This is a genomic window from Stenotrophomonas sp. YJH_SMC_79 (assembly GCF_059367995.1).
The window spans coordinates 607,789-633,202 of sequence record NZ_JCAFRK010000003.1; the positions used below are offsets into that span (position 1 = coordinate 607,789).

A 25,414-nucleotide genomic window follows, 5' to 3' on the forward strand; every position below is an offset into this window, starting at 1 on the left:
TCGAACTTGAAGGAGCCGCATCATGCTGCAAACGGTGGAACAGGAGACCGGCGCCTCGCCGCAGTGGTCGGTGATCTGGCTGCACGGGCTTGGCGCCGACGGCCACGACTTCGCGCCGATCGTGCCGGAGCTGGTGCGTCCGCACTGGCCGGCGCTGCGCTTTGTGTTCCCGCACGCACCGGTGCGGCCGATCACGATCAACAACGGCGTGCCGATGCGCGGCTGGTACGACATCGTCGGCATGGACTTCCGCTCGCGCGCCGACATGGCCGGCGTGCAGGAGTCGGTGGTGCAGCTGGATGCACTGATCGCACGCGAGATCGAGCGCGGCATCGCACCGGAGAAGATCTTCCTGGCGGGCTTCTCGCAGGGTGGAGCGATCATCCTGACTGCTGCACTGTCGCGCACCGCGCCGCTGGCCGGCCTGATTGCACTGTCCACCTACCTGCCCGAAGCCGAGAGCGCCCAGCGCGTTGATGGTGCCGTGCAGGTGCCGCTGTTCATGGCCCATGGCAGCAGCGACCCGGTGATTCCGCAGGCGGTGGCCGCACACAGCGCGCAGGCCCTGCAGGCGCTGGGCCTGGAGGTGGAGTGGCACAGCTATCCGATGGCCCACCAGGTCTGCGCCGAAGAGATCCAGGCACTGGGTGACTGGCTGCAGGAACGGCTGGGCGCCGCCTGAGCCATGCCCCCGGCCAGCACATCGCCGTGGATGCCGGAACTGTGCCGCCTGCCGCGGCTGGCGGCGATGCTCGGCCTGGCCGAGCTGGTGGTGGTGGTGCTGGCGTTGGCGCCCGATGGCAGCCGCCACTGGACCTTCGGCGAGCTGCTGTCGGCCAGCGGCTTCGCGCTATGGCTGGCGCTGGCGGTCACCGCCAGCCTGTGCCTGCTGCGGCAGGCACTGTCGAGGCTGCCGCAGGCGCTGGGCGCTGTCGCGGCGCTCGTGCTGGCGACCCTGATCGCGGTGATCTGTGCCGGCATCGTGCATGCGCTGTACGCGGTACTGGGCGACAACTTCGCCCGCGGCATCAGCTTCTGGCGCTTTACCCTCGGCAGTGCGGCAACCACGGCACTGATCGCCGCGCTGGCCCTGCGCTACTTCTATGTGAGCGATCGCTGGGCCGCGCAGGTGCAGGCCAACGCGCGTGCCCAGGCCGACGCGCTGCAGGCGCGGATCCGGCCGCACTTCCTGTTCAACAGCATGAACCTGATCGCCAGCCTGCTGCATCGCGATCCGGCGGTGGCCGAACGCGCGGTGCTGGATCTGTCCGATCTGTTCCGTGCTGCCCTGGGCGCGGGCGAGGGTGACTCCACCCTGCGTGACGAATGCGAGCTGGCCGAGCGTTATCTGTCGATAGAGTCGCTGCGCCTCGGCGAGCGACTGCAGGTGCGCTGGCAACGCGATGAGCCGCTGCCGTGGGACCTGCCACTGCCGAGGCTGGTACTGCAGCCGCTGGTGGAAAACGCAGTGCTGCATGGCATTTCACGCCTGCCCGAGGGCGGCACCATCGAATTGCAGCTGGTGCGCGAAGGCAGTGAACTGCAGATCCGCGTGCGCAATCCCGCGCCCGATCCGCAGACGCCGGGGTTGGCGCTGGCGCGTGGTGCCGGCCATGCCCAGCACAGCATCGGTCATCGGCTTGCCTGGCGCTTCGGCAGCGCCGCGCGGATGACGGCTGGCTGGAGCGAGGGCTACTATGCCTGCCAGGTGACAGTGCCGATCCAGTGAGGGGATGATCGTGAGGGTAGTCATCGCCGATGACGAACCGCTGGCGCGCGAGCGCCTGCGCAGCCTGCTGGCGGCGCAGGACGGCGTGGATGTGGTGGCCGAGGCCGGCAACGGCGAGCAGGCCCTGCATGCGTGCGCGGAGCTGCAGCCGGACCTGGTCCTGCTGGACATCGCTATGCCCGGGCTGGACGGCCTGGAGGCGGCGCGCCATCTGGCCAGCTTCGAGCCGCGGCCTGCGGTGGTGTTCTGCACCGCTTACGACGCGCACGCCTTGTCGGCGTTCGAGGCGGCCGCCATCGATTACCTGATGAAGCCGGTCCGCGCCGAACGCCTGGCCGCAGCGATCGCACGTGCCCGCACCTTCCTGGCCGGCCGCGATGGCCAGCCGCAGGGCAGCGGCGGGCAGCAGGCCCGCAGCATGCTGTGCGCACGCCTGCGTGGCAGCCTGCGGCTGATCCCGCTGGATGACATCCACTACCTGCAGGCCGAAGAGAAGTACGTGGTGGTGCACCATGCGCGTGGCGAAGACCTGATCGAGGAGTCGCTGAAATCGCTGGAGGAGGAGTTCGCCAGCCGTTTCATCCGCATCCATCGCAACTGCCTGGTGGCACGCCACGAGCTGGTGGAGCTGCGCCGTGGTACTGGCGGGCAGGTGCAGGCGGTACTGCGGCATGGCAAGCAGCCGCTGGAAGTCAGCCGCCGTTGCGTGGCGACGCTGAAGCAGGAACTGCGGCATCTGTGAGTGTTTCGCGCGGCCTGCGGCCGCGACTGCTTGCGAGCAACGTCTGGAGCAACTGCAACGGCGGTTGGTCGGCTCGTTGGTGCTACGTGCTGGGTCGGGCCGAGGTGGGGTGGCGGGACACGCTGCAAGTACATCCCTGTAAGCTCGATGGCGCCTTGCTCGTGTGCGCTGTCCTGCGCACACGGCAAGACCGGGGTTGGGCGTCCTGCCCAACCCGCCCGAGGCATGCCTCGGGCCCATGGCGCCAACGGTCCCGCCACCCCACCCCGGCCCAACCCTCTCGTTTTTCCCGCGTCGGACGGCAAAGGCATTGTTGTTATCGGGTGGGGAAAGAGGGATCAGATCCCTTTTCCTGCGGAAAAGGGATCTGACCCCGGAAGCAATCGGCTTTTGATTTTTCCTTTTGATCTTCCGTGGCTGACGCACACGGAAACTGTCAGAGGTCGGGCGGGGTGGGTTCGCGGGGGTGTCCGCGGCATGGATGCCGCGGCCAAGCCCCCAGGGATGGGTTTACGGCGTCCCCCGCGAACCCACCCCGCCCGGCCTAGTGCAATGATCCAGCAGTTCGCTCCAGCCACGAGGGGCTCCGCCGTTGGCCGTATCCCCGCCGAAGGCGCGATAATGACTGGATGGAAACCGTCCGCATCGCCACCCGCAAGAGCCCGCTCGCCCTCTGGCAGAGCGAACACGTCGCCGACCGCCTGCGCCAGGCCCACCCCGGCCTGCATGTGGAACTGGTGCCGATGAGCACCCGCGGCGACGAAGTGCTCGACCGCTCGCTCGCCGCCATTGGTGGCAAGGGCCTGTTCCTGAAGGAACTGGAGCTGGCGATGCTGCGCGGTGACGCCGACTGCGCCGTGCATTCGCTCAAGGATGTGCCGATGGAACTGGATGCGCCGTTCGCGTTGCCGGCGATGCTGACCCGCCACGATCCGGCCGATGGCTTCGTTTCCAATCTTTATGCCTCGCTGGACGCGTTGCCGATCGGTGCGCGGGTGGGTACGTCGTCACTGCGCCGCCAGGCCCAGCTGCGCGCGCTGCGACCGGACCTGGAACTGCTGGACCTGCGCGGCAACGTCAACACCCGCCTGGCCAAGCTCGACAACGGTGGCTACGACGCCATCGTGCTGGCCGTGGCCGGCCTGGAGCGCCTGGGCCTGGGCGAGCGCGTCGTCGCGCGCCTGCAGCCGCCGCAGTGGTTGCCGGCCCCGGCACAGGGGGCGGTGGCGGTGGAGTGCGACGGTGGCAATACGCGCCTGATGGCGCTGTTCGCCCCGCTTGATGACGCGGCCACGCGTGCCTGCGTGGAGGCCGAGCGGGCAATGAACCGTGCGTTGCATGGCAGCTGCCACGTGCCGGTGGCGGCCATCGCGCAGTGGCAGGGCGACGACCTGCACCTGCAGGGGCTGGTTGGCAGCGCCAGCGACGGCCGTGCCGTGCGTGCTGAGGCGGTGGGCCCTGCCGGTGACCCGGAAGTGCTGGGCCAGCGCGTGGCGAAGCTGCTGCTGGATGATGGCGCCAGCGAACTGCTGAACGTCTGAGCCATCAGGTAGTGCCGGCCAGCGGCCGGCACTACCGGAAGAAGAACGGGCGCCCTTGGCGCCCGTTCCGCTTACTTGAATTTGTAGACCACGTTCATCGTGGTCAGCGTATCGGTCTTGCGCTTGTCCTCGGCCACGTCACTGTTGTAACGCGCCTGCCAGCCGGCCTTCAGCGCCAGATGTTCGTTCATGCTCACCGAAACACCGAAGTCGTTCTGGCCGAAGGTGTTGTAGGAACCCGATTCGACCAGCAGGGTGTTGACCAGGTCGGTGTTGTCGGTCAGCGAGTACTTCATGTCGAACAGGCCGCGTCCGATCATGCCGGTGCGGGTGCGGTCGTCCTCGGTGCTGTGGGTGCGGCGCACACCGGGGCCGATCTGCGCGTCGAACGAGAAACGCTCGGTGTTCCACAGGCGGGTGCCGTAACCCAGGCCGAACGAGCTTTGGCGGTCGTAGGTGGCGAAGTCATCGCGCTCGGTACGTACCGTGGCCGTCAGCTGGCGGTGCTCGCCCAGCTGCAGCGCGCTGCCGGCACTGCCGGTGTAGCGGTTGGCGGTGGTGTTGTTGCGGCGGCTGGTGGAGCCGTCGTCGCGGGTCTCGATCACCTTGGAGCTGGAACGCAGGCCGGCCAGGTCCATGCTGTGCACCCAGTCGCCATCGGTGTAGCGCAGGCGCAGGCGGCCGTTGAAGCTTTCGGTGCTGCTGTTGCCGCGTGCCGAAGCGAAGCCGAGCTCGCCGCCACTGCCGCTCCACGGCGAGGACATCGCCGCCAGTTCGGAGGCATCCTGCGCATACGCGAGCGGTGCGCACAGCAGCAGGGGGATCAGCAGGGACACGCGCAGGGACATCGGGGCTTCTCCGAAGCGGTTGACAGCCGGTGATGATACTGGAAGCGTGATGGCGGTCCGAATCGATCCAAACGGTTTCTTCAGCAGACGTTGCCGCGATCGCCTATTCAGGGCAGATCGACGCGCAATGCCGGGTCATTGAAGCGCGAATAGCGCAGTCGCAGCTGGAAGCTGCGGCCATTGCTGCTGCCGCTGCGGACGATCTGCCGCGGCAGGCCCTGCGCGTCCACCCAGTACTCCAGGCGTTCGCCGGGCTGCGCGCCACGCAGGCGGTAGTGACGCGTCTCGACCCCGTCCAGCGACTGGCTGCCCAGGTCTTCGGCCTGCAGGTCGGCGGGCAGGGCATCGGCCGGCAGCGGGTTGCGCCATTGCTCGAGCAGGCCCGGCGGGGTGGGAACCTGGCGGATCGCGTCGTCGGCCTGCAGGAACATGGTGTCGCCGATGATCGTCTGCGGACCGGCCGGGGTCTGCACCCGGAAGCGGTCGGGGGCGACGAAGTCCATGGCGCTGCGCACCGGCTGCGGTGCGCCCAGCACCTCCAGTTCGGCGTGGAAGCTGCGCAGGGCCGAGAAGCGCTGGCTGGCGCCCAGCACCGCCTGCGCCGGATCCGCTGCCGGCACGGGCGCTTCGGTGCTGGCCGGCGCGGGCGCGCGATCACAGGCGGCCAGCAGCAGGCAGGCCAGCAGGGACAGGGCAGGCAACCGGCGCATCGGGTGTTCCAGAGGGGTGGGGGCGACCACGATAGCCCAAACGTCCCACACAAGACCCGCGACTCGGACATAATCGGGGGTATGGACCGATACGAACGCATCACCGCCCTGCATCGTCTGCTCAAGTCCGCACGCTATCCGGTGACGGTGGCGACCCTGCAGGACAAGCTCGGTTGTTCCCGTGCCACCGTCTACCGCGACCTGGCCTTCCTGCGCGATGCGCTGATGGCACCGATCGAGGGCGACGGCGAGGCCGGCTTCCGCTACCAGGCCGACGAGAGTGACCGCTTCGAGCTGCCCGGCTTGTGGCTCAGCTCGGAGGAGCTGCATGCCCTGCTGGCCTCGCAGCACCTGCTGGCGCGGACCGGCGGAGGCGTGCTGTCCTCGGTGCTGGCGCCGCTGCAGCAGCGTATCGAGAGCCTGCTGGCTGCCCAGGCCGGTGTCTCCAACTGGCCGGTGGACCGTGTGCGGGTAATCCCGCACCGCGGCCGCAAGTTCGATGAAGGCAGCTTCCGCAGCGTAGCCTCGGCGGTGCTGGAGCGCCGCCAGCTGGCGTTCGAGTACCGTGCCCGTTCCACCGACGAGCCGACCAAGCGCACCGTCTCGCCGCAGCGCCTGACCCATTACCGCGACAACTGGTACCTGGATGCCTGGGACCATGATCGCGAAGCCCTGCGCAGCTTCGCCGTGGACCGCATCCACAAGGCGCGCGTGGTCGACAGCACTGCCCGCGACGTGGCCGACAGCGAGCTGGACGAGCAGCTGGGTGCCAGCTACGGCATCTTCTCCGGTGCGCCGAAGGGCTGGGCGACCATCCTGTTCAGTGCCAAGGCCGCGCGCTGGGTGGCCGACGAGCACTGGCACTCCAAGCAGCAGGGCCGCTTCCTGGCCGATGGCCGCTATGAACTGAAGGTGCCGTACAGCGTCTCCCGCGAGCTGCTGATGGACGTGCTGCACTACGGCTCGGATGCCGAGATCGTCGAGCCGGTGATGCTGCGCGAGCAGGCCAAGGCGCTGCTCGAGCTGGCCCTGAGCAACTACGAAAAATCCTGACACTCCCCCGAGAACCCCCCTGCCCATGAAGAAGACCCTGTTGCTGCCCCTGCTTGCCGCTGCGCTGGCCCTGACCGCCTGTGGCAAGTCCGGTGAACCCTCGCAGAAGCTGGTGGTGGCTGCCACGGCCGTGCCGCACGCCGAGATCCTCGAGGTGGTCAAGCCGATCCTCAAGCAGGAAGGCGTGGACCTGGACGTGCGCGTGTTCAACGACTATGTGCAGCCCAACGACCAGCTGGTGCAGAAGCAGGTGGACGCCAACTACTTCCAGACCGAACCGTACCTGGATGCCTACAACCGCGACCGCAAGACCGATCTGGTGAAGGTGATCGGGGTGCACATCGAACCGTTCGGTGCGTACTCGCGCAGGATCAAGTCGCTGGCCGAGCTGCGCGAAGGCGCCGACGTGGTGATCCCGAACGACCCGAGCAACAACAGCCGCGCGCTGATCCTGCTGCACAAGGCCGGCGTGATCGCGCTGAAGGACCCGACCAACGCCCTGTCGACCCAGCGCGACATCATCGCCAACCCGAAGAACCTGAAGTTCCGCGAGCTGGACTCGGCGATGTTGCCGCGTGTGCTGGACCAGGTCGATCTGGCCCTGATCAACACCAACTACGCGCTCGATGCCGGCCTCAACCCGACCCAGGACGCACTGGCGATCGAGAGCAAGGATTCGCCATACGTGAACTTCCTGGTCGCACGGCCGGACAACAAGGATGACGCCCGCGTGCAGAAGCTGGCCAAGGCCCTGACCAGCCCGCAGGTGAAGGCTTTCATCGAGACCAAGTACAAGGGCGCGGTGCTGCCGGCGTTCTGACGCCAGCGCCTATTCCCCTGTAGAGCCGAGCCTATGCTCGGCTCTGCTTTTTGCGGTATCCCGCCAGCGGCAGCCGAGCATGGCTCGGCTCTACAGTGTCACTCCACGTGCCGCAGCCGGGCGGGCATTGAAGTTTCAATCGACGTGGAAGGCGAGGGTGGCCGCCACGGCCTGCTGCCACCCGGCATACAGCTTCTCGCGCCGGGCCACCTCCATCTGTGGCTCGAAGCGCCGGTCCAGGCCCCACTGCGCGGCGATCTGCTCGCGGCTGGACCAGAACCCCACTGCCAGACCGGCCAGGTAGGCCGCGCCCAGCGCAGTGGTCTCGGTCAACCGTGGCCGCAGCAGCGGCACGCCGAGAATGTCGGCCTGGAAGGCGGCCAGGAAGTCGTTGCCGATCGCGCCGCCGTCGGCGCGCAGTTCGGTCAGCGCGATGCCCGCATCGGACTGCATCGCGTCGAGCACATCACGGGTCTGGTACGCCATCGCCTCCAGCGCCGCGCGCACGAAGTGCGCCTTGCGGGTGCCGCGGGTCAGGCCGAACATTGCGCCGCGCACATCGCTGCGCCAATACGGCGCGCCCAGGCCGACGAAGGCGGGCACCAGATAGACGCCGCCGCTGTCGGGCACCTGCGCGGCCAGTGCCTGGCTGTCGCTGGCGCGCTCGATCATGCGCAGGCCGTCGCGCAGCCACTGCACCACCGAACCGGCGATGAAGATCGAACCTTCCAGCGCATATTCCACGCGCCCGTCCAGGCCCCAGGCGATGGTGGTCAGCAGTCCGTTGCGCGAACGCACCGCCTGCGTGCCGGTGTGCATCAGCATGAAGCAGCCGGTGCCATAGGTGTTCTTGACCATGCCCGGCTGGAAGCAGGCCTGGCCGAACAGCGCCGCCTGCTGGTCTCCGGCGATGCCGGCGATCGGAATCGGGTGGTCGAAGAAGAACTGCGGCCGGGTGTGCGCATACACTGCGCTGGAATCGCGCACCTGCGGCAGCATCGCGCGGGGTATGTCCAGCAGCGCCAGCAGATCGTCATCCCAGTCCAGCGTGTGGATGTTGAACAGCAGAGTGCGCGCGGCGTTGCTGTAGTCGGTCACATGCGCCTGGCCGCCACTGAGGTTCCATACCAGCCAGCTGTCGATGGTGCCGAACAGCAGCTCGCCACGCTCGGCGCGTTGCTGCGCACCCTCCACGTGGTCGAGGATCCAGCGCACCTTGGTGGCGGAGAAATAGGCGTCGATCAGCAGGCCGGTGCGTTCGCGGACCAGTGCCTCATGCCCGTCGGACTTCAGCCGCTCGCAGATGGCGTGGCTCTGCCGCGATTGCCAGACGATGGCATTGTGGATCGGCTGGCCGGTGGCGCGGTCCCAGACCACGGTGGTCTCACGCTGGTTGGTGATGCCCAGTGCGGCGATATGACGCGGGTCGATCTGTTCGCGGCTGAGCAGTTCGGTCAGCGTGGCATAGACACTGGTGAGGATCTCCCGCGGGTCGTGCTCGACCCAGCCGGGTTGCGGGAAGATCTGCGCGAACTCGCGCTGCGCACTGCCGACGATGTCGCCAGCACGGTCGAACAGGATCGCGCGCGAACTGGTGGTGCCCTGGTCGATGGCCAGCACGTAGCGGGGCGTCATGCAGCGTCTCCGGTAGCGATGGGGAAATCCTAAAGCATCGGTAGCGCCGGGCCATGCCCGGCGTCTCCGCGAACCGCTGGGCATGGCCCGGCGCTACCGTTGCGACATCCACGCCTGCAGCCGTGCCACCTGCCTGGCGTCCAGCCGCAGGCCCAGCTTGCTGCGTCGCCACAGCACGTCTTCGGCGCTACGCGCCCATTCGTGGTCACGCAGGAAGGCGACCTCGCGCGCGTGCAGGCCCGCACCAAGGTCCTCGCCAAGATCCTCCAGGCTGTGCGCGCCCTGCAGCAGCGCAGCACTGCGGCTGCCGTAGGCCTCGGCCCAACGCTGCGCCGAATCGGAGGGCAGCCACGGTGCCAGTGCCTGCAGGCGGGAATGCGCCTGCGCTGCGTCGCCCCAGTCGCTGCCCGGCAGCGGGTGGCCCGCTGCCGTCCATGCCGGTCCCATCTGCGGCAGAGCCGGGCGCAGCAGGTCCAGCGCTTCTTCGGCCAGTACCCGGTACGTGGTCAGCTTGCCGCCCAGCACGTGCAGTGCAGGCGCCGGGCCGGACTGCAGTTGCAGGCGGTAGTCACGGCTCAGCTTCGCTGCACGCGGGTCCGGATCGGCCAGCAGCGGACGTACCCCTGCGAACTGCCAGACCACGTCCTGCGGGGCGATCGGATCGCGCAGGTAGCGGTTGGCGGCCTCGCACAGGTAAGCCACTTCGGAAGGCAGCACGCTGCACCGGGCCGGGTCGCCGCGGTAGTCGGTGTCGGTGGTGCCGACGAGCAAGTGGTCGTGGGCGAAGGGCAGCAGGAACACCACACGGCCATCGGGTTGCTGAAGCAGGCACGCACTGTCGTCGGGCCAGGGCCGGCGCAGTACGATGTGGCTGCCCTGTACCAGGCGCAGCGCGGGGCCGCCATCGCGCGCCTGCATGCGTTCCAGCAGGCCTCCTGCCCAGGGGCCGGCCGCATTGGCAACGGCGTGGGCGATCACCGTTTGCTGCCGGCCGTCGGTGGCTTCCAGCGTCGCCTGCCAACGGCCCTGCGCAGGGCGCAGTTCGATGCAGCGGCTGCGCACATGTACCCGTGCGCCACGTTGGGCGGCGTCCAGAGCATTGAGCAGCACCAGCCGCGCGTCATCGACCTGCGCATCGGCATAGCTGAAGGCCTGCCGCAGATCCGGGGAAAGCCAGGGGCCGAGTGGGTCGCGTTGCAGGTCCAGTGCGCGCGAGGCGGGGAAGGTCGGGCTGCGCCGGCCGAGATGGTCATACAGCCACAGGCCCGCGCGCAGCATCCAGCGCGGGCGCAGGTGGGGTTCCCATGGCAGTACGAAGCGCAACGGACGGACCAGGTGTGGTGCCTGCCGGCGCACCACCTCGCGCTCGCCCAGTGCCTTGCGCACCAGGCCGAACTCACCCTGTTCCAGATAGCGCAGTCCGCCGTGGATCAGCTTGCTGCTGGCGCTGGAGGTGTGTGCGGCCAGGTCGTGCTGCTCGCACAGCAGCACGCGCAGGCCGCGGCCGCTGGCGTCGCGGGCAATGCCGGCGCCGTTGATGCCGCCACCGATCACCAGCAGGTCGACTTCGTCCATCGCGCCTCCGCATCCTGATTATGTAGAGCCGAGCCGCGCCACCATTGACCGTGGGCGCCATTGAACGTAGCGCATCGCAATGCGCGCGGAGCCCGCCGCTCGACCCGCGATAGGGGGGGCATGGCTCGACTCTACAGACAGCGGGTGACGGAAACGACGACGGGCCCCGCAGGGCCCGTCGCGTTACATCAATGAAACCGGTGCTGCCTGGATCAGAAGCGGGCGCCGATGCCGAAGCCGACGGTCCACGGGTCCATCTTGGCTTCGCCGATCTTCTCGCCGCCGACCTTCACGTCCGGACGCGAACGCATGTAGCGGGCATCTGCACGGGCGAACCAGGTGGAGTTGATGTTCATGTCCACGCCGACGGTGCCGATCACGCCCTTGGCATCCTTGAGGCGGATGTCGGAGCTGCTGCCGTCAGCCAGCGTTTCATTGCTGAAGCTGGACTGGTAGTAGCCCACGCCCACGAACGGGCGGAACACGTTGTCAGCCTGGCCGAAGTGGTACTGGCCGCTCAGCGCTACCGGCTGCTGCTCGACGTTGCCCAGGCGGGCATTGTTCGGGCCCTTCACCTTGTGGTCGAACTTGTCGGCGGCGCCCCACAGTTCAACGGCCCAGTTGTCGTTGATGTAGTAGCTGAAGCTGACGGTCGGCGCCGGACCGCCATCGACCTTCTTGATGCCGTCGATCGGATCATTCTTCGGCTGCAGCAGCGCGACGCCGCCAACCACGGCAAAATGCTTGCCCGAAGCGGTATCGGTGGAGCTGCTGTCCTGGGCGAAAGCGGCCGGCGCGAAGGCGGCGGAGGTCAGCAGGGCGAGACTCAGGATACGGATGGAGCGCATGGGGGTATCTCCTAGTGTTTCTTGTTTTGGGCCCCCGGTTGCGGGGCGAGCACACCGTAGTCGCCTCAACATGAATCGAATCCGACGCGCGTTAAAAAATAGTTTTCCTTGTTCAGCGATCAGTGCGAAAAGCCTGTTTCCATGGGGTTTTCCGCGTGCGCCGACATTCATGCAGTTGGAGAAGATGTGAGCGAAGCAACGTTGTGCATCGGCCTGCAAGCGCAGGTGAACGTGCAGTGCCGGGTGCTGTTGCTGGGCTCGATGCCGGGCGCGGCGTCATTGCAGGAGCAGCGCTACTACGCCCATCCACGCAATCGCTTCTGGTCGCTGATGGCTGATATCTGCGGGTTTGACGCAGGCCTGCCGTACGCGCAGCGGTTGCAGGCGGTGCAGGCGGCAGGTGCCGGCCTGTGGGATGTGATCGGCCAATGCGAACGTCGCGGCAGCCTGGATGCGCACATCGTGCGCGGCACGGAAGTGCCCAATGCGCTGCCGGCATTGATCGCCTCCCTTCCTGAGCTGGAGCTGATCGGTTGCAATGGCGGTGCATCGATGCTGGCGTTCCAGCGCTGGGTGTTGCCACGGCTGGAGGCCCCACCCCGGCTGCTGGCGCTGCCTTCCACCAGCCCGGCCAATGCGGCCTGGTCGTTGCCGCGCCTGCGCGTGGCCTGGCAGCCGGTGGCCGACGCACTGGCGACATGAAGCGGACATCGTCCGGACAATACGCTACCGACTGGTCGCGGCCACACCCCATGGGCAACAGCCTGTCCCGGCTGCGTGCGTACTGAAAACACCTGTAACGGTTGGCGCTGGCCCCCGCTGGCCGCACAATAGACGTTTCCCTACACCAGATTGCCGGAGTTATCCCCATGGCCGAAATCAAGGAAGCACTTGTCCCCGATATCGGTGACTACAGCGATATCCCGGTAATCGAGGTGCTTGTCGCCGTCGGCGACACGGTCAAGAAGGACCAGGGCCTGGTGACGCTGGAAAGCGACAAGGCGACGATGGAAGTGCCGTCCTCGGTGGCGGGCGTGGTCAAGGAACTGAAGGTCAAGGTTGGCGACAGCCTGTCCGAAGGCAAGGTCGTGGCCCTGATCGAAGTGGCCGCAGGCGAAGCCGAAGCCGCCAGGCCGGCGGCTGCCGCGCCGGCCAAGGCCGCTGCCCCGGCTGCCGCCACCCAGAGTGCGCCGGCCCCGGCCGCTCCGGCTGCCCCGGCCGCCAGCGGCGGTGCGGTGGAAGCGCTGGTGCCTGATATCGGCGATTACTCCGGTATCCCGGTCATCGAAGTGCTGGTCGCCGTGGGCGACACCGTCAAGAAGGACCAGGGCCTGGTGACGCTGGAAAGCGACAAGGCCACCATGGAAGTGCCGTCTTCGGTGGCCGGTGTGGTCAAGGAGATCAAGGTCAAGGTTGGCGACAATCTGTCGCAGGGCAATGTGGTCGCCATCATCGAAGCCGAGGGCGCTGGTGCGCCGGCGCCGACCAAGGCTGCCGCTGCGGCCGCTCCGGCTGCCGCCGAGACCGCCACCAAGGTCGAGCCGGTCGCTGTGCCGGTGCAGCCGGACAAGCTAGCGGCCCGCGAGATTGCCTCGGCCGGTACCCCGAGCAGCCCGCCGGTGCAGTTCAACGCCGATGGCGTGCTGCCGGCCAAGGTGCCGTACGCCACCCCGGCGGTGCGTGTGTTCGCCCGCGAACTGGGCGTGGACCTGCTGCAGATCAACGGCACCGAGAAGGGCGGCCGCATCACCAAGGGTGACGTGCAGAAGTTCGTCAAGGCCGCACTCAGCGGTGGCGCGCCGGCTGCCGGCGGTGCTGCTGTCGCTGCCGGTGGTGGCCTGAACCTGCTGCCGTGGCCGAAGGTTGACTTCAGCAAGTTCGGCGAGACCGAAGTGCAGCCGCTGTCGCGCATCAAGAAGATCTCGGGTGCCAACCTGGCCCGCAACTGGGCGATGATCCCGCACGTCACCCAGTTCGAACAGGCCGACATCACCGACCTGGAAGGCCTGCGCGTGGCGCTGAACAAGGAGAACGAGAAGGCCGGCATCAAGCTGACCATGCTCGCCTTCCTGATCAAGGCCAGCGCCGCGGCACTGAAGAAGTTCCCGGAATTCAACGCTTCGCTCGATGCCAGCGGTGAAAACCTGACCCTGAAGAAGTACTTCCACATCGGCTTCGCCGCCGATACGCCGAACGGCCTGGTCGTGCCGGTCATCCGCGACGTGGACAAGAAGGGCGTGGTGCAGATCGCGCAGGAAACCGGCGAACTGGCCAAGAACGCACGTGACGGCAAGCTGGGCCCGGCCGACATGAGCGGCGGCTGCTTCTCGATCAGCTCGCTGGGTGGCATCGGTGGCACCGCGTTCACCCCGATCGTCAATGCACCGGAAGTGGCCATCCTCGGCGTCTCCAAGTCGTCCATCCAGCCGGTCTGGAACGGCAAGGAATTCGCACCGAAGCTGATGCTGCCGCTGTCGCTGAGCTACGACCACCGCGTCATCGACGGCGCCCTGGCCGCACGCTTCACCACGTACCTGTCGCAGGTACTGGCCGACATGCGCCGCGTGCTGCTGTAAGGCACTCGCTTCGCCCCCACCGTGCGGCCGCAGCCCCTGGCGCGGCCGCGTGAACAGATGCAGTGACAGCCCGCCGGCCATGCCGGGCGGGCACGAGGAAAACCCACCATGGCCACGATTGAAGTCAAGGTTCCCGACATCGGCGATTACAGCGATGTGCCGGTGATTGAAGTGTTGGTCGCCGTCGGCGACACAGTGAAGAAGGACCAGGGCCTGGTGACCCTGGAATCGGACAAGGCCACCCTGGAAGTGCCGTCCTCGGCTGCTGGCGTGGTCAAGGAAATCAAGGTCAAGCTGGGCGACACCCTGTCCGAAGGTGCCGTGGTCGTGGTGCTGGACGCTGAAGGCGCCGCCGAAGCCCCGGCCAAGGCCGCCGCGCCGGCTCCCGCTGCTGCCGCCCCGGCCAGCAAGCCGCCGGTGACCCCGTCGCACCGCGCCCCGGCTGAACCGGCGGCACCGAAGCCGGCGCTGTCCAGCGGCAAGCCGGCCGACATCGAATGCGAAATGGTCGTGCTGGGCTCGGGCCCGGGCGGCTACACCGCCGCCTTCCGCGCCGCCGATGTCGGCCTGGACACGGTGCTGGTCGAGCGCTACGCCAGCCTCGGCGGCGTCTGCCTCAACGTCGGCTGCATTCCGTCCAAGGCGCTGCTGCATGCCGCAGCGGTCATCGACGAAGTGGCCCACGCCGGTGATTTCGGCGTCGAGTTCGGCAAGCCGACCATCACCCTGGACAAGCTGCGCGAGTACAAGGAAAAGGTCGTCAACCAGCTGACCAAGGGCCTGGCCGGCATGGCCAAGCAGCGCAAGGTGCGCAGCGTGCAGGGCGTCGGCAAGTTCATCTCGGCCAACGAGCTGGAAATCACCGCTGCTGACGGCAGCACCCAGCTGCTGCGCTTCCAGAAGTGCATCATCGCCGCCGGTTCGCAGGCAGTGAAGCTGCCGAACTTCCCGTGGGACGACAAGCGCGTGATGGATTCCACCGACGCGCTGGAGCTGGCCGAAGTGCCGGGCTCGCTGCTGGTTGTCGGTGGCGGCATCATCGGCCTGGAAATGGCCACCGTGTATGGCGCGCTGGGCAGCAAGGTCACCGTGGTCGAGTTCATGGACCAGCTGATGCCGGGCGCCGACAAGGACCTGGTCAAGCCGCTGGCCGACCGCCTGAAGAAGCAGGGCATCGACGTGCACCTGAAGACCAAGGCCTCGGGCGTCACCGCCGATGCCAAGGGCATCACCGTCACCTTCGAAGCCGCCGAGGAAGGCCAGGCGCCGGCGCTGGCGCAGGGCACCTTCGACCGCGTGCTGGTGGCCGTGGGCCGCTCGCCGAACGGCAAGAAGATCGATGCCGAAAAGGCCGGCGTGCAGGTCACCGACCGTGGCTTCATCCCGGTTGACCGCCAGATGCGTACCAACGTGCCGCACATCTTTGCCATCGGCGACATCGTCGGCAACCCGATGCTGGCCCACAAGGCCACGCACGAAGGCAAGCTGGCCGCCGAAGTGGCTGCCGGCCACAAGAAGGAGTGGGTTGCCCGCGTGATTCCGTCGGTGGCCTACACCAACCCGGAAATCGCCTGGGTCGGCGTGACCGAAACCGAAGCCAAGGCCAAGGGCCTGAAGGTCGGCGTGGCCAAGTTCCCGTGGGCCGCCAGTGGCCGTGCGATCGGCATCGGCCGCACCGAGGGCTTCACCAAGCTGATCTTCGACGAAGAGACCCACCGCATCATTGGTGGCGCGATCGTTGGCGTGCATGCCGGTGACCTGCTGGCCGAGATCGGCCTGGCCATCGAGATGGGTGCGGAAGCCGAAGACATCGGCCACACCATCCATGCGCACCCGACGCTGAGCGAGTCGGTGGCGATGGCGTCGGAAATCTACGACGGCACGATCACCGATCTGTACATGCCGAAGAAGAAGTAAGGCGCCCGCGCCGTTCCAAACGAAAAGCCCTGGCATCTGCCGGGGCTTTTTGTTGGCTGCGGGGATGCCTTCGGCAGCACATCGCGAGGGTCTGGGCCGCTGCGCGGGTGGCAGGCGTCTGGACAAATGTCCTCCGTCGCCCGCCGCAGGCCGGCGCCGGGGGACATTCGCACACGGCCCCCGCTCCCTCCAGCGCTCGACCAACCCGCTTCTGCTCTTCTGACAGGAACCCACAAAAAAGCGCGGCCCCGATGTTCCGGAGGCCGCGCCAGGAGAGAGAGTGCCGTGGAAGGGGCGGGGGATCAGAACACGAAGCTGACGCCGGCCACCGGGCCCTTGAACTCCTGCTTCAGGCCGATGGTGCCGTCGCTGCCCTTCTTGTCCGCATCGAGCTTGAACCAGTCGTAGCCGGCGAACACACCGAAGTTCTTGGTGAAGCGGTAATCGACGATGGCGTTGGCGCGGCTCAGGTCACCCTTGTAGTCGTCGAAGCTGCCCCAGCGCGTGTTGAGGTACTGGCCCTGCAGCGTGATCATCCACTTCTCCGACGGAGTGAAGCTCAGGCGCGCGCCGACCACCGGTGCCACACCGTCGGTCTTCTCGTTGAGGAACTGGCCCTCGTAGACGGTGCCCAGGTCGGCGTAGGCCTTGCTGCTCACCTTGGCGTACTCGGCACCGATCTGCAGGCCGAGGTCGAAGGTGTCGGTGTCCACCACCGAGTAGTCATAGACCAGGCTGGCTACCTGGTACTTCAGCTCGCCCTTGACGAAGCTGCCGGACGGCACGTTGACGTCACCGAAGGAAATGTCCTGGCCGAGGGTCTCGCGGCGATCCTTGTCGTACTTGAAGTAGTTGAACAGCAGGCGCTGGCGGTTGCTGATGCGGAACATGCCGTCGATGCGCGGTTCCCACTCCTTGCCGCCCAGCTTGAAGTCCTCGGAGAAGCCGATGTCCTGGCCAGCCACGTTGGTCTTGCCGCGGATCGTATTGTCCGAGTCGATGTTCATCGCACCCAGGCGCAGGGCGAAGCGATCGTCGCCTTCGGCGGCGTGGGCGGCAGAGGCGAACGAGGCGCCGGCGGCGAGCAGGGAGAGGGCGAGCAGGGTGGGTACGGAGCGCATCGAAGAGTCCTTGCAGTGGTTCATCAGAATGAAAGCCACTGTGCCGGACATCGCCGTCCACCATCCGTGAACGTATGGTCCACGCGATGTGCACGGTTCAGCGCTGTCGCCACGATGCAAAAAAGATGGCCCCGGAGCCGGGCTTCGGGGCCATCGTGGGACCTGCGGGGCGAAGCGTCGACGAGGTTGCTGCAGGCAGGTCGAAAGATCGGACCGGCACATTCGGCGAAAGTTCCGCGGCCTGCGACCAAAGTTCAATACTGCGCTGCAACATCATACGGACGTCATTGTCCCCCGGGTGGCACGCAAAAATGTAACCGTTACCGCAACTTGCGGCTTCCCGGGATGAACAGGGAGCGGTTGTCTCGCAAATTGTCCCATTGCTATAATTTGGCGGCTCGATGAGGCCCCCCTGCTGTAGCCGCCTCAGCCCTCCACTTGCAACCACGCGGGACGTCCTGTGCTGAACTCCGTTGATGCGGGTCGGCGACTGATGCTGCGCGCCGCGGTCTACCCGCTGGCCGCAGTGGCTGTCCTGGCCCTGGCCTTCCTGCTGGTAGGTCCGAAATACGCCCTCGGCGCGCTGGCGTCCGGTGTGGCCATTTCGGCCGGTGGCTGGGTGGCGGCACGGATGGCACTGGGCGGCGGGGCACTGGCCGCAGGATCGGCGATGGCTCGCCTGATCATTGCGATCGTGGCCAAGTGGGTCGTGGTTTTCGGCGTCCTGCTGGTGGGGTTCCTGGTCTTCAAGCTGCCTGCATTGGCGCTGTTGGCCGGTATCGCCGTCGGCTTGATGTTCCAGGTCCTGGCGATGGCCAGGCGTTGACAGAATTCAATTAACTGAAGGTTCCGGACACATGGCGGGCGAGGCTCTAACCCCTACCAGCTACATCCAGCATCACCTGCACAACCTGACCGCGCCGGTCGGCAAGGGTGAGGGTATGTTCTGGCATATCCACGTCGATACCTTCCTCACCGCGGTCCTGATGGGCCTGGTGATCGTTGTCGCGTTCTGGCTGGGCACCCGCAAGGCCACCGCCGGCGTGCCGGGCAAGTGGCAGGCCTTCGTGGAAATCTGCCTGGAGTTCGTCGACCGCCAGGCCAAGGACACCTACCACGGCAAGAGCAAGCTGGTCACGCCGATCGCCATCACCATCTTCTTCTGGATTCTGCTGATGAATCTGCTGAAGATGATCCCGGCCGATTTCATCGCCAAGCCGCTGGAATGGGTGGGCGTGCACTACTGGAAGCCGGTGCCGACTGCTGACGTCAATGCCACCCTGGGCATGGCCATCAGCGTGTTCTTCCTGATGCTGTTCTTCGCACTGAAGTCGAAGGGCCTGGGCGGCTTCATCAAGGAATTCCTGACGGCGCCGTTCGGCAAGTGGATGATGCCGTTCAACCTGATCCTCAACATCGTCGAGTGGCTGAGCAAGCCGATCTCGCTGGCGATGCGACTGTTCGGCAACATGTTCGGCGGCGAAATCGTGTTCCTGCTGATCTGGGTGCTGGGTGGTGCCGGTTTCTTCGGTGCCATTGCCGGTGGTGTGTTCGGCCTCGGCTGGATGCTGTTCCACCTGCTGGTGATCCCGCTGCAGGCCTTCATCTTCATGATGCTGTCGATCGTGTACCTGAGCCTGTCGGAAGACGCTCACTGAGTTTCAAGCTTCAACGCGTTTCAACCTTCATCCGTTTCATCACCCTTAGCAACTTAAGTTCCTGGAGATAACCATGTACTTCGCCGTCCTGACCAACTTCGCGCAGATTCAGAGCTCCACCGCCCTTGCCGTCGGCATCATGATCGGCCTGGCCGCGCTGGGCGCCGGTCTGGGTCTGGCCATCATGGCTGGTAAGTTCCTGGAGTCGGCCGCCCGCCAGCCGGAACTGATCCCGGTCCTGCAGGTCCGCATGTTCATCACCGCCGGCCTGATCGACGCCGCGTTCATCATCTCGGTCGCGGTCGGCCTGCTGCTGGCCTTCGCCAACCCGCTGTCGGCTGCCTTCGCTGGCGCCGTCACCAAGGCTCTGGCCGGCTGATACAGCGGTTTGAGACGACCGGGTGCTGATGCACCCGGTTTCGGATGAAGGCCGGATGTGCCGCTTCGGCGGCACGTCCACCCCGAAACCAGCGATCGAGCTAACCATGAATATCAATTTCACCCTTCTTGCGCAGGCGCTCGCCTTCGCTGGTCTGATCTGGATCATCGCGACCAAGATCTGGCCGCCGCTGATGAACGCGATCGAAGAGCGCCAGCAGAAGATTGCTGAAGGCCTCGCTGCTGCCGACCGCAGCCAGAAAGATCTGGCCCAGGCGCAGGAGAAGGTCAACGAAGCGCTGAAGGAAGCACGCACCAAGGCCAATGAGATCATCGATCAGGCCCACGCACGTGCCAACCAGATCGTTGATGCTGCCCGTAACGAAGCGATCACCGAAGCCACCCGTCAGAAGGAACTGGCCCAGGCTGAAATCGACGCCGCCGCCAACCGTGCCCGTGAAGATCTGCGCAAGCAGGTGTCCGCGCTGGCCGTGACCGGTGCCGAAAAGCTGCTCAAGCGCGAAATCGACGCCAACGCCCACAAGGCGCTGCTCGACGAGCTGGCCTCGGAGATCTAAGGATGAGCCAGGCCCTCACGCTTGCCCGCCCGTACGCCCGCGCCGCGTTCGCGACCGCGCGCGACGAAGGCGCGTTTGCGCCGTGGTCGGACGCCCTGGCGTTCTCCGCCCACGTCGCCGCCGATCCGCGCGTGGCGGCCCTGCTCGCCAACCCGGAGCTGGGTCGTGACGACGCCGTCGCCCTGCTGGCGCCGGTGTCCCACGGCGAGACCTACTCGCGCTTCCTGGCCATCCTGGCCGAATCGCATCGTCTGCCGCTGCTGCCGGAAATCTCCGGCATGTTCGACGCCCTGCGCGCCGAAGCCGAGCACGTGGTCAAGGCCACGGTGACCTCGGCTTCCGAGCTGTCGGCCGGAGAGCTGGACGCGATCAAGGTTGCGCTGCGCAAGCGCTTCAACCGTGAGGTCGACGTGACCACCGCGGTCGATGCCTCGCTGATCGGCGGCGCCGTGATCGACGCCGGCGACGTGGTCATCGATGGTTCGCTGAAGGGCAAGCTGGCCCGTCTGCAGACCGCGCTCGCTAACTGAATTCATTTAACGTCCGGCCCCGCTGCCGGCACTAGGACTTGACGATGGCAACCACGCTCAACCCCTCCGAAATCAGCGAACTGATCAAGAACCGCATCGAGAAGGTCAAGCTGGCCGCGGAATCGCGCAACGAAGGCACCGTGACCAGCGTGTCCGACGGCATCGTGCGCATCTTCGGTCTGGCCGACGTGATGCAGGGCGAAATGATCGAACTGCCGAACAACACCTTCGCCCTGGCCCTGAACCTGGAGCGCGACTCGGTCGGCGCCGTGGTCCTGGGTGACTACGAGCACCTGCGCGAAGGCGACGTCGCCAAGACCACCGGCCGCATCCTGGAAGTGCCGGTGGGTCCGGAACTGCTGGGCCGCGTCGTGAACGCGCTGGGCGAGCCGATCGACGGCAAGGGCCCGCTGGGCACCGACCTGACCGCTCCGGTGGAGCGCGTTGCTCCGGGCGTGATCTGGCGCAAGTCGGTCGACCAGCCGGTGCAGACCGGTTACAAGTCGGTCGACGCGATGATCCCGATCGGCCGTGGCCAGCGCGAGCTGATCATCGGTGACCGCCAGACCGGCAAGACCGCGATGGCGATCGATGCCGTGATCAACCAGAAGGGCACCGGCATCAAGTGCGTGTACGTTGCGATCGGCCAGAAGGCTTCGACCATCGCCAACATCGTGCGCAAGCTGGAAGAGAACGGCGCGCTGGCCCACACCATCGTGGTGGCCGCGACCGCCTCCGAATCGGCTGCCATGCAGTACATCAGCGCCTACTCGGGCTGCACCATGGGTGAGTACTTCATGGACCGCGGCGAAGACGCGCTGATCGTGTACGACGATCTGTCCAAGCAGGCCGTTGCCTACCGCCAGATCTCGCTGCTGCTGAAGCGCCCGCCGGGCCGTGAAGCCTACCCGGGTGACGTGTTCTACCTGCACTCCCGTCTGCTCGAGCGCGCTGCCCGCGTGTCCGAGGAATACGTCGAGAAGTTCACCGAAGGCAAGGTCACCGGCAAGACCGGTTCGCTGACCGCGCTGCCGATCATCGAAACCCAGGCCGGCGACGTGTCCGCCTTCGTTCCGACCAACGTGATCTCGATCACCGACGGCCAGATCTTCCTGGAAACCGACCTGTTCAACGCCGGCATCCGCCCGGCCGTGAACGCCGGTATCTCGGTGTCGCGCGTCGGTGGCTCGGCCCAGACCAAGATCATCAAGAAGCTGTCGGGCGGCATCCGTATCTCGCTGGCCCAGTACCGCGAGCTGGCTGCGTTCGCGCAGTTCGCCTCGGACCTGGACGAAGCGACCCGCAAGCAGCTGGAGCGTGGCCAGCGCGTCACCGAGCTGATGAAGCAGAAGCAGTACGCGCCGATGTCGATCGCCAACCAGGCGCTGTCGATCTACGCCGTCAACGAGGGTTACCTCGACGACGTGCCGGTCAACAAGCTGCTGGCGTTCGAAGAAGGCCTGCACGCCCACTTCGCCAATACCCAGGGCGAGCTGGTCAGCAAGGTCAACGCCACCGGCGGTTGGGACAACGACATCGAAGGTGCCTTCAAGAAGGGCATCGCCGAGTTCAAGACCACCGGCAGCTGGTAATCGCGGTCCTGTAGAGCGGAGCCGCTGGCTCCGCTGGACCAGATGACAAACGGTTGAACAACGCGGGGCATCAGCCCCGCGCCACGGGAAACAAGAGATGGCAAGCGGACGCGAAATCAAAACCAAGATCAAGAGCGTGCAGAACACCCGCAAGGTGACGCGCGCCCTGGAAATGGTCTCGGCCTCCAAGATCCGCAAGGCGCAGGATCGGATGAAGACCTCGCGTCCGTACGCGCAGGCGATGAAGCAGGTGATCGGTCACCTGGCCCAGGCCAGCACCGACTACCAGCATCCGTTCCTGGTCGAGCGCGAGCAGGTCAAGCGGGTCGGTTTCATCGTGATCTCCTCCGATCGCGGCCTGGCCGGCGGCCTGAACAACAACCTGTTCCGCAAGATGCTGGGCGAAGCCAAGGCATGGCAGGACAAGGGTGCCGAAGTGGACCTGGTGACCATCGGCCAGAAGGCATCGACCTTCTTCCGCCGCGTGAAGGTCAACATGGTCGGCAGCGTGACCCACATCGGCGACGTGCCGAAGCTGGAATCGCTGATCGGTGTGATCAAGGTCATGCTCGACGCCTTCACCGAAGGCAAGGTCGACCGCGTGTACCTGGTCTACAACCGCTTCGTGAACACCATGACGCAGAAGGCCAGCTTCGATCAGCTGCTGCCGCTGCCGCCGGCTGAGAAGCAGGTCGCTCACCACGACTGGGATTACCTGTACGAACCCGATGCCGCGACCGTGCTGGAGCACGTGATGACGCGTTACATCGAGTCGCTGGTGTACCAGGCACTGCTGGAAAACGTCGCCTCCGAGCATGCGGCACGCATGGTTGCGATGAAGGCGGCGAGCGACAACGCCAACAAGCTGATCGGCACCCTGCAGCTCGTCTACAACAAGGCGCGCCAGGCAGCGATCACCCAGGAAATCTCCGAAATCGTCGGCGGCGCGGCAGCAGTCTGACCGCGTTCGTTCAAAGCACACATTTAGAGGATGCAGCAATGAGTCAGGGCAAGATCGTTCAGATCATCGGCGCGGTCGTCGACGTCGAATTCCCGCGTGAGTCGGTGCCGAAGGTGTATGACGCACTGAAGGTCGACAACACCGAAATCACCCTCGAAGTCCAGCAGCAGCTGGGCGACGGCGTGGTGCGTACCATCGCCCTCGGTTCCACCGACGGCCTGAAGCGCAACCTGGTTGCCACCAACACCAACCGCGGCATCTCCGTGCCGGTCGGCGCTGGCACCCTGGGCCGCATCATGGACGTGCTCGGCCGTCCGATCGACGAAGCCGGCCCGGTGGCCGCCAGCGACAGCTGGGAAATCCACCGTGCGGCCCCGTCGTACGAAGACCAGTCCCCGGCCACCGAGCTGCTGGAAACCGGCATCAAGGTCATCGACCTGATGTGCCCGTTCGCCAAGGGCGGCAAGGTCGGCCTGTTCGGCGGCGCCGGCGTCGGCAAGACCGTCAACATGATGGAACTGATCAACAACATCGCCAAGGCGCACAGCGGTCTGTCCGTGTTCGCCGGCGTGGGTGAGCGTACCCGTGAGGGCAACGACTTCTACCACGAAATGAAGGACTCCAACGTCCTCGACAAGGTGGCGATGGTGTACGGCCAGATGAACGAGCCGCCGGGCAACCGTCTGCGCGTCGCGCTGACCGGCCTGACCATGGCCGAGTACTTCCGCGACGAGAAGGACGAAAACGGCAAGGGCAAGGACGTCCTGCTGTTCGTCGACAACATCTACCGCTACACCCTGGCCGGTACCGAAGTGTCGGCACTGCTGGGCCGTATGCCGTCCGCCGTGGGTTACCAGCCGACCCTGGCCGAGGAAATGGGCGTCCTGCAGGAGCGCATCACCTCGACCAAGAACGGTTCGATCACCTCGATCCAGGCCGTCTACGTTCCCGCGGACGACCTGACCGACCCGTCGCCGGCGACCACCTTCGCCCACCTGGACTCGACCGTCACCCTGTCGCGTTCGATCGCCTCGCTGGGTATCTACCCGGCCGTCGATCCGCTGGACTCCACCAGCCGCCAGATGGACCCGCTGGTCATCGGCCACGAGCACTACGACACCGCCCAGCGCGTCCAGCAGACCCTGCAGAAGTACAAGGAACTGAAGGACATCATCGCGATCCTGGGCATGGACGAACTGTCCGAAGAGGACAAGCAGGCCGTGTCGCGCGCCCGTAAGATCGAGCGCTTCTTCAGCCAGCCGTTCCACGTGGCCGAAGTGTTCACCGGTTCGCCGGGCAAGTACGTGCCGCTGAAGGACACCATCCGTGGCTTCAAGGCCATCGTCGATGGCGAGTACGACCACCTGCCGGAGCAGGCGTTCTACATGGTCGGCGGCATTGAAGAAGCGGTCGAGAAGGCCAAGAAGATGGCCGAGAAGGCCTGATCCGGGACGGGCGGGAGCGATCCTGCCCGACCTGACGCCGGCGCCGGGCAACCGCCCGCGCCGGTGGACTCCCACGGTGGCATTGCGCCGCCGCGAACAGCGAAGAGATTTGCATGAGCACGATCCGTTGCGACATCGTCAGCGCCGAGCAGGAAATCTTCCGTGGCGAAGCGACCCTGGTCGTGGCCACCGGTGAGCTGGGCGAACTGGGCATCGCGCCCAAGCACGCGCCGCTGATCACCCGCCTGAAGCCGGGCAAGGTGGTGGTGACCACGCCGAACGGCGAGCAGCTGGATTTCGCCATTTCCGGCGGCATCCTGGAAGTGCAGCCGCAGGTGGTGACCGTGCTGGCCGACACCGCGATCCGCGCGCAGGACATCGACGAAGCCTCGGTCCGAAAGGCCAAGGAAGAAGCCGAGCGCATCCTGGCCAACCGCGGTGAAGCCATGGAAGTGGCCGAAGCCCAGCAGAAGCTGGCCGAAGCCGTTGTCCAGCTGCAGGCCCTGGAACGCCTGCGCAAGACCCTCAAGCACTGAGGTTCACGCGCTGCATCCACGAAAACGCCGGCCCTGTGCCGGCGTTTTTGTTTGGGTGGCTGGGTAGAGCCGATTGGGCAGAGCCGACTGGGTTTACACCGTTAGTCGACTATCGCGCGCAGCGCGGCATTCTCGCGACCTGATGGAAGAGCAGTCGACCAACAGTCCACTCTACCGATCCCGATCTCAAATCCGGCATCCCGAATCCCGCCTCGCATCAGCGATACACCACGTAGCGCATCAGCAGGAACGACACGAAGGCCAGCACACCTTCCACCAGCGGCTTGGCCAGCCAGGTGTACTGCAGGCCGAGCGCGTGGTCCACCAGGCTCACCAGCAATGTGCTCGCCACGGTGAGCAGCAGCCACAGCCCGAAGAAGCGGGCAAAGCGCTTCCAGCCCAGCCTGTACGCGCCCGCCTCGGCAAAGGTGTAGCGGCCGTTGAGCCAGAAGCCCAGCAGCATGCCGGCCAGGCGCCCGGCGACGTTGGCCGGCGCCACTGGCATGCCCAGTGCGGTGGCGGCCACGAACACGAGCCAGTCGAGCAGCAGCTGCACGAGCCCGATGACGAGGTAGGCGCTTCCCTGGCGGATGAGGCTCATCGGCATGGCGAAGGAGGAGG

25 protein-coding genes are annotated in these 25,414 nt (G+C 66.3%); 18 read left to right on the top strand and 7 right to left on the bottom strand.

The genetic code is table 11. The features are described from left to right. Positions 1-22 precede the first annotated feature (22 nt). The 4 genes from AC5P57_RS13850 (at position 23) to hemC (ending at position 4,012) form a co-directional block, all read left to right on the top strand. On the top strand, positions 23-682 hold the full coding sequence (locus AC5P57_RS13850) for an alpha/beta hydrolase (RefSeq protein ID WP_099554672.1): 660 nt from the start codon (positions 23-25) through the stop codon (positions 680-682). A gap of 3 nt (positions 683-685) precedes the next feature. Continuing rightward, the gene (locus tag AC5P57_RS13855; RefSeq protein WP_197577822.1) at positions 686-1,729 is read left to right on the top strand and encodes a sensor histidine kinase; all 1,044 of its coding nucleotides are present in this window, start codon (positions 686-688) and stop codon (positions 1,727-1,729) included. A gap of 4 nt (positions 1,730-1,733) precedes the next feature. Further along, the gene (locus AC5P57_RS13860; protein ID WP_185959223.1) at positions 1,734-2,471 is read left to right on the top strand and encodes a LytR/AlgR family response regulator transcription factor; all 738 of its coding nucleotides are present in this window, start codon (positions 1,734-1,736) and stop codon (positions 2,469-2,471) included. A gap of 629 nt (positions 2,472-3,100) precedes the next feature. Then, positions 3,101-4,012: a hydroxymethylbilane synthase gene (gene hemC / locus AC5P57_RS13865; RefSeq protein ID WP_099554715.1), complete on the top strand. Its 912-nt coding sequence runs from the start codon at positions 3,101-3,103 to the stop codon at positions 4,010-4,012. Between the two features lie 71 nt (positions 4,013-4,083). Here hemC and AC5P57_RS13870 read toward each other — a convergent pair whose 3' ends face one another. Together AC5P57_RS13870 and AC5P57_RS13875 are read right to left on the bottom strand one after the other, a co-directional pair. After that, positions 4,084-4,860, bottom strand: coding sequence for a DUF481 domain-containing protein (locus tag AC5P57_RS13870; RefSeq protein ID WP_010481298.1), 777 nt, complete (start codon positions 4,858-4,860; stop codon positions 4,084-4,086). A gap of 107 nt (positions 4,861-4,967) precedes the next feature. Next, on the bottom strand, positions 4,968-5,570 hold the full coding sequence (locus AC5P57_RS13875) for a LolA family protein (protein WP_049399177.1): 603 nt from the start codon (positions 5,568-5,570) through the stop codon (positions 4,968-4,970). A gap of 81 nt (positions 5,571-5,651) precedes the next feature. On the opposite strand from AC5P57_RS13875, the gene AC5P57_RS13880 reads away from it, so the two are divergent. Next, positions 5,652-6,623 (top strand): helix-turn-helix transcriptional regulator, encoded by a 972-nt coding sequence (locus AC5P57_RS13880; protein ID WP_005411144.1) that lies wholly within the window; start codon positions 5,652-5,654, stop codon positions 6,621-6,623. Between the two features lie 25 nt (positions 6,624-6,648). After that, complete coding sequence (locus AC5P57_RS13885) at positions 6,649-7,443, top strand: MetQ/NlpA family ABC transporter substrate-binding protein (protein ID WP_099554713.1); 795 nt, start codon at positions 6,649-6,651, stop codon at positions 7,441-7,443. Between the two features lie 135 nt (positions 7,444-7,578). On the opposite strand, the gene glpK is transcribed toward AC5P57_RS13885, so the two are convergent. The 3 genes from glpK to AC5P57_RS13900 all read right to left on the bottom strand — a co-directional run bounded on the left by glpK (position 7,579) and on the right by AC5P57_RS13900 (position 11,501). Beyond that, on the bottom strand, positions 7,579-9,078 hold the full coding sequence (glpK, locus tag AC5P57_RS13890; protein ID WP_099554711.1) for a glycerol kinase GlpK: 1,500 nt from the start codon (positions 9,076-9,078) through the stop codon (positions 7,579-7,581). Positions 9,079-9,171: 93 nt separating this feature from the next. Then, the gene (glpD, locus tag AC5P57_RS13895) at positions 9,172-10,653 is read right to left on the bottom strand and encodes a glycerol-3-phosphate dehydrogenase (RefSeq protein ID WP_099554709.1); all 1,482 of its coding nucleotides are present in this window, start codon (positions 10,651-10,653) and stop codon (positions 9,172-9,174) included. Between the two features lie 212 nt (positions 10,654-10,865). Next, positions 10,866-11,501: an OmpW/AlkL family protein gene (locus AC5P57_RS13900; RefSeq protein WP_005411140.1), complete on the bottom strand. Its 636-nt coding sequence runs from the start codon at positions 11,499-11,501 to the stop codon at positions 10,866-10,868. Positions 11,502-11,687: 186 nt separating this feature from the next. Here AC5P57_RS13900 and AC5P57_RS13905 point away from each other — a divergent pair, with 186 nt between their 5' ends. The 3 genes from AC5P57_RS13905 to lpdA all read left to right on the top strand — a co-directional run bounded on the left by AC5P57_RS13905 (position 11,688) and on the right by lpdA (position 15,994). Next, on the top strand, positions 11,688-12,203 hold the full coding sequence (locus tag AC5P57_RS13905) for a DNA-deoxyinosine glycosylase (protein ID WP_262235373.1): 516 nt from the start codon (positions 11,688-11,690) through the stop codon (positions 12,201-12,203). A 167-nt stretch (positions 12,204-12,370) separates the two neighbouring features. Next, positions 12,371-14,077 (top strand): dihydrolipoyllysine-residue acetyltransferase, encoded by a 1,707-nt coding sequence (gene aceF, locus AC5P57_RS13910; protein ID WP_495219638.1) that lies wholly within the window; start codon positions 12,371-12,373, stop codon positions 14,075-14,077. A 108-nt stretch (positions 14,078-14,185) separates the two neighbouring features. Next, on the top strand, positions 14,186-15,994 hold the full coding sequence (gene lpdA / locus AC5P57_RS13915) for a dihydrolipoyl dehydrogenase (RefSeq protein WP_099554702.1): 1,809 nt from the start codon (positions 14,186-14,188) through the stop codon (positions 15,992-15,994). 302 nt (positions 15,995-16,296) lie between these two features. On the opposite strand, the gene AC5P57_RS13920 is transcribed toward lpdA, so the two are convergent. After that, positions 16,297-17,115: a hypothetical protein gene (locus AC5P57_RS13920; protein WP_099554720.1), complete on the bottom strand. Its 819-nt coding sequence runs from the start codon at positions 17,113-17,115 to the stop codon at positions 16,297-16,299. Positions 17,116-17,575: 460 nt separating this feature from the next. Between AC5P57_RS13920 and AC5P57_RS13925 the strand changes: the two genes are divergently transcribed. The 9 genes from AC5P57_RS13925 to AC5P57_RS13965 all read left to right on the top strand — a co-directional run bounded on the left by AC5P57_RS13925 (position 17,576) and on the right by AC5P57_RS13965 (position 24,793). Beyond that, positions 17,576-17,941 (top strand): hypothetical protein, encoded by a 366-nt coding sequence (locus AC5P57_RS13925; RefSeq protein ID WP_006394654.1) that lies wholly within the window; start codon positions 17,576-17,578, stop codon positions 17,939-17,941. 31 nt (positions 17,942-17,972) lie between these two features. After that, positions 17,973-18,773 (top strand): F0F1 ATP synthase subunit A, encoded by an 801-nt coding sequence (gene atpB, locus AC5P57_RS13930; RefSeq protein WP_010481316.1) that lies wholly within the window; start codon positions 17,973-17,975, stop codon positions 18,771-18,773. Between the two features lie 73 nt (positions 18,774-18,846). Beyond that, on the top strand, positions 18,847-19,152 hold the full coding sequence (gene atpE, locus AC5P57_RS13935; RefSeq protein WP_005411133.1) for a F0F1 ATP synthase subunit C: 306 nt from the start codon (positions 18,847-18,849) through the stop codon (positions 19,150-19,152). A 106-nt stretch (positions 19,153-19,258) separates the two neighbouring features. Next, positions 19,259-19,729: a F0F1 ATP synthase subunit B gene (locus AC5P57_RS13940; RefSeq protein ID WP_005419512.1), complete on the top strand. Its 471-nt coding sequence runs from the start codon at positions 19,259-19,261 to the stop codon at positions 19,727-19,729. 2 nt (positions 19,730-19,731) lie between these two features. Then, positions 19,732-20,259 carry a F0F1 ATP synthase subunit delta gene (locus AC5P57_RS13945; RefSeq protein ID WP_032129048.1) on the top strand — a complete coding sequence of 176 codons (528 nt, stop codon included), beginning with the start codon at positions 19,732-19,734 and terminating at the stop codon, positions 20,257-20,259. Between the two features lie 44 nt (positions 20,260-20,303). After that, positions 20,304-21,851, top strand: a complete 1,548-nt coding sequence (atpA, locus tag AC5P57_RS13950) for a F0F1 ATP synthase subunit alpha (protein WP_008266965.1) — start codon at positions 20,304-20,306, stop codon at positions 21,849-21,851. Between the two features lie 97 nt (positions 21,852-21,948). Beyond that, positions 21,949-22,812, top strand: coding sequence for a F0F1 ATP synthase subunit gamma (gene atpG / locus AC5P57_RS13955; protein ID WP_006471334.1), 864 nt, complete (start codon positions 21,949-21,951; stop codon positions 22,810-22,812). Positions 22,813-22,850: 38 nt separating this feature from the next. Continuing rightward, positions 22,851-24,257: a F0F1 ATP synthase subunit beta gene (gene atpD, locus AC5P57_RS13960; protein ID WP_010481327.1), complete on the top strand. Its 1,407-nt coding sequence runs from the start codon at positions 22,851-22,853 to the stop codon at positions 24,255-24,257. A 113-nt stretch (positions 24,258-24,370) separates the two neighbouring features. Continuing rightward, complete coding sequence (locus AC5P57_RS13965; RefSeq protein ID WP_005411127.1) at positions 24,371-24,793, top strand: F0F1 ATP synthase subunit epsilon; 423 nt, start codon at positions 24,371-24,373, stop codon at positions 24,791-24,793. 217 nt (positions 24,794-25,010) lie between these two features. Here the strand turns inward: AC5P57_RS13965 and AC5P57_RS13970 are convergent, their stop codons facing one another. Continuing rightward, positions 25,011-25,394: a GtrA family protein gene (locus tag AC5P57_RS13970; RefSeq protein WP_099554699.1), complete on the bottom strand. Its 384-nt coding sequence runs from the start codon at positions 25,392-25,394 to the stop codon at positions 25,011-25,013. Positions 25,395-25,414 lie beyond the last annotated feature (20 nt).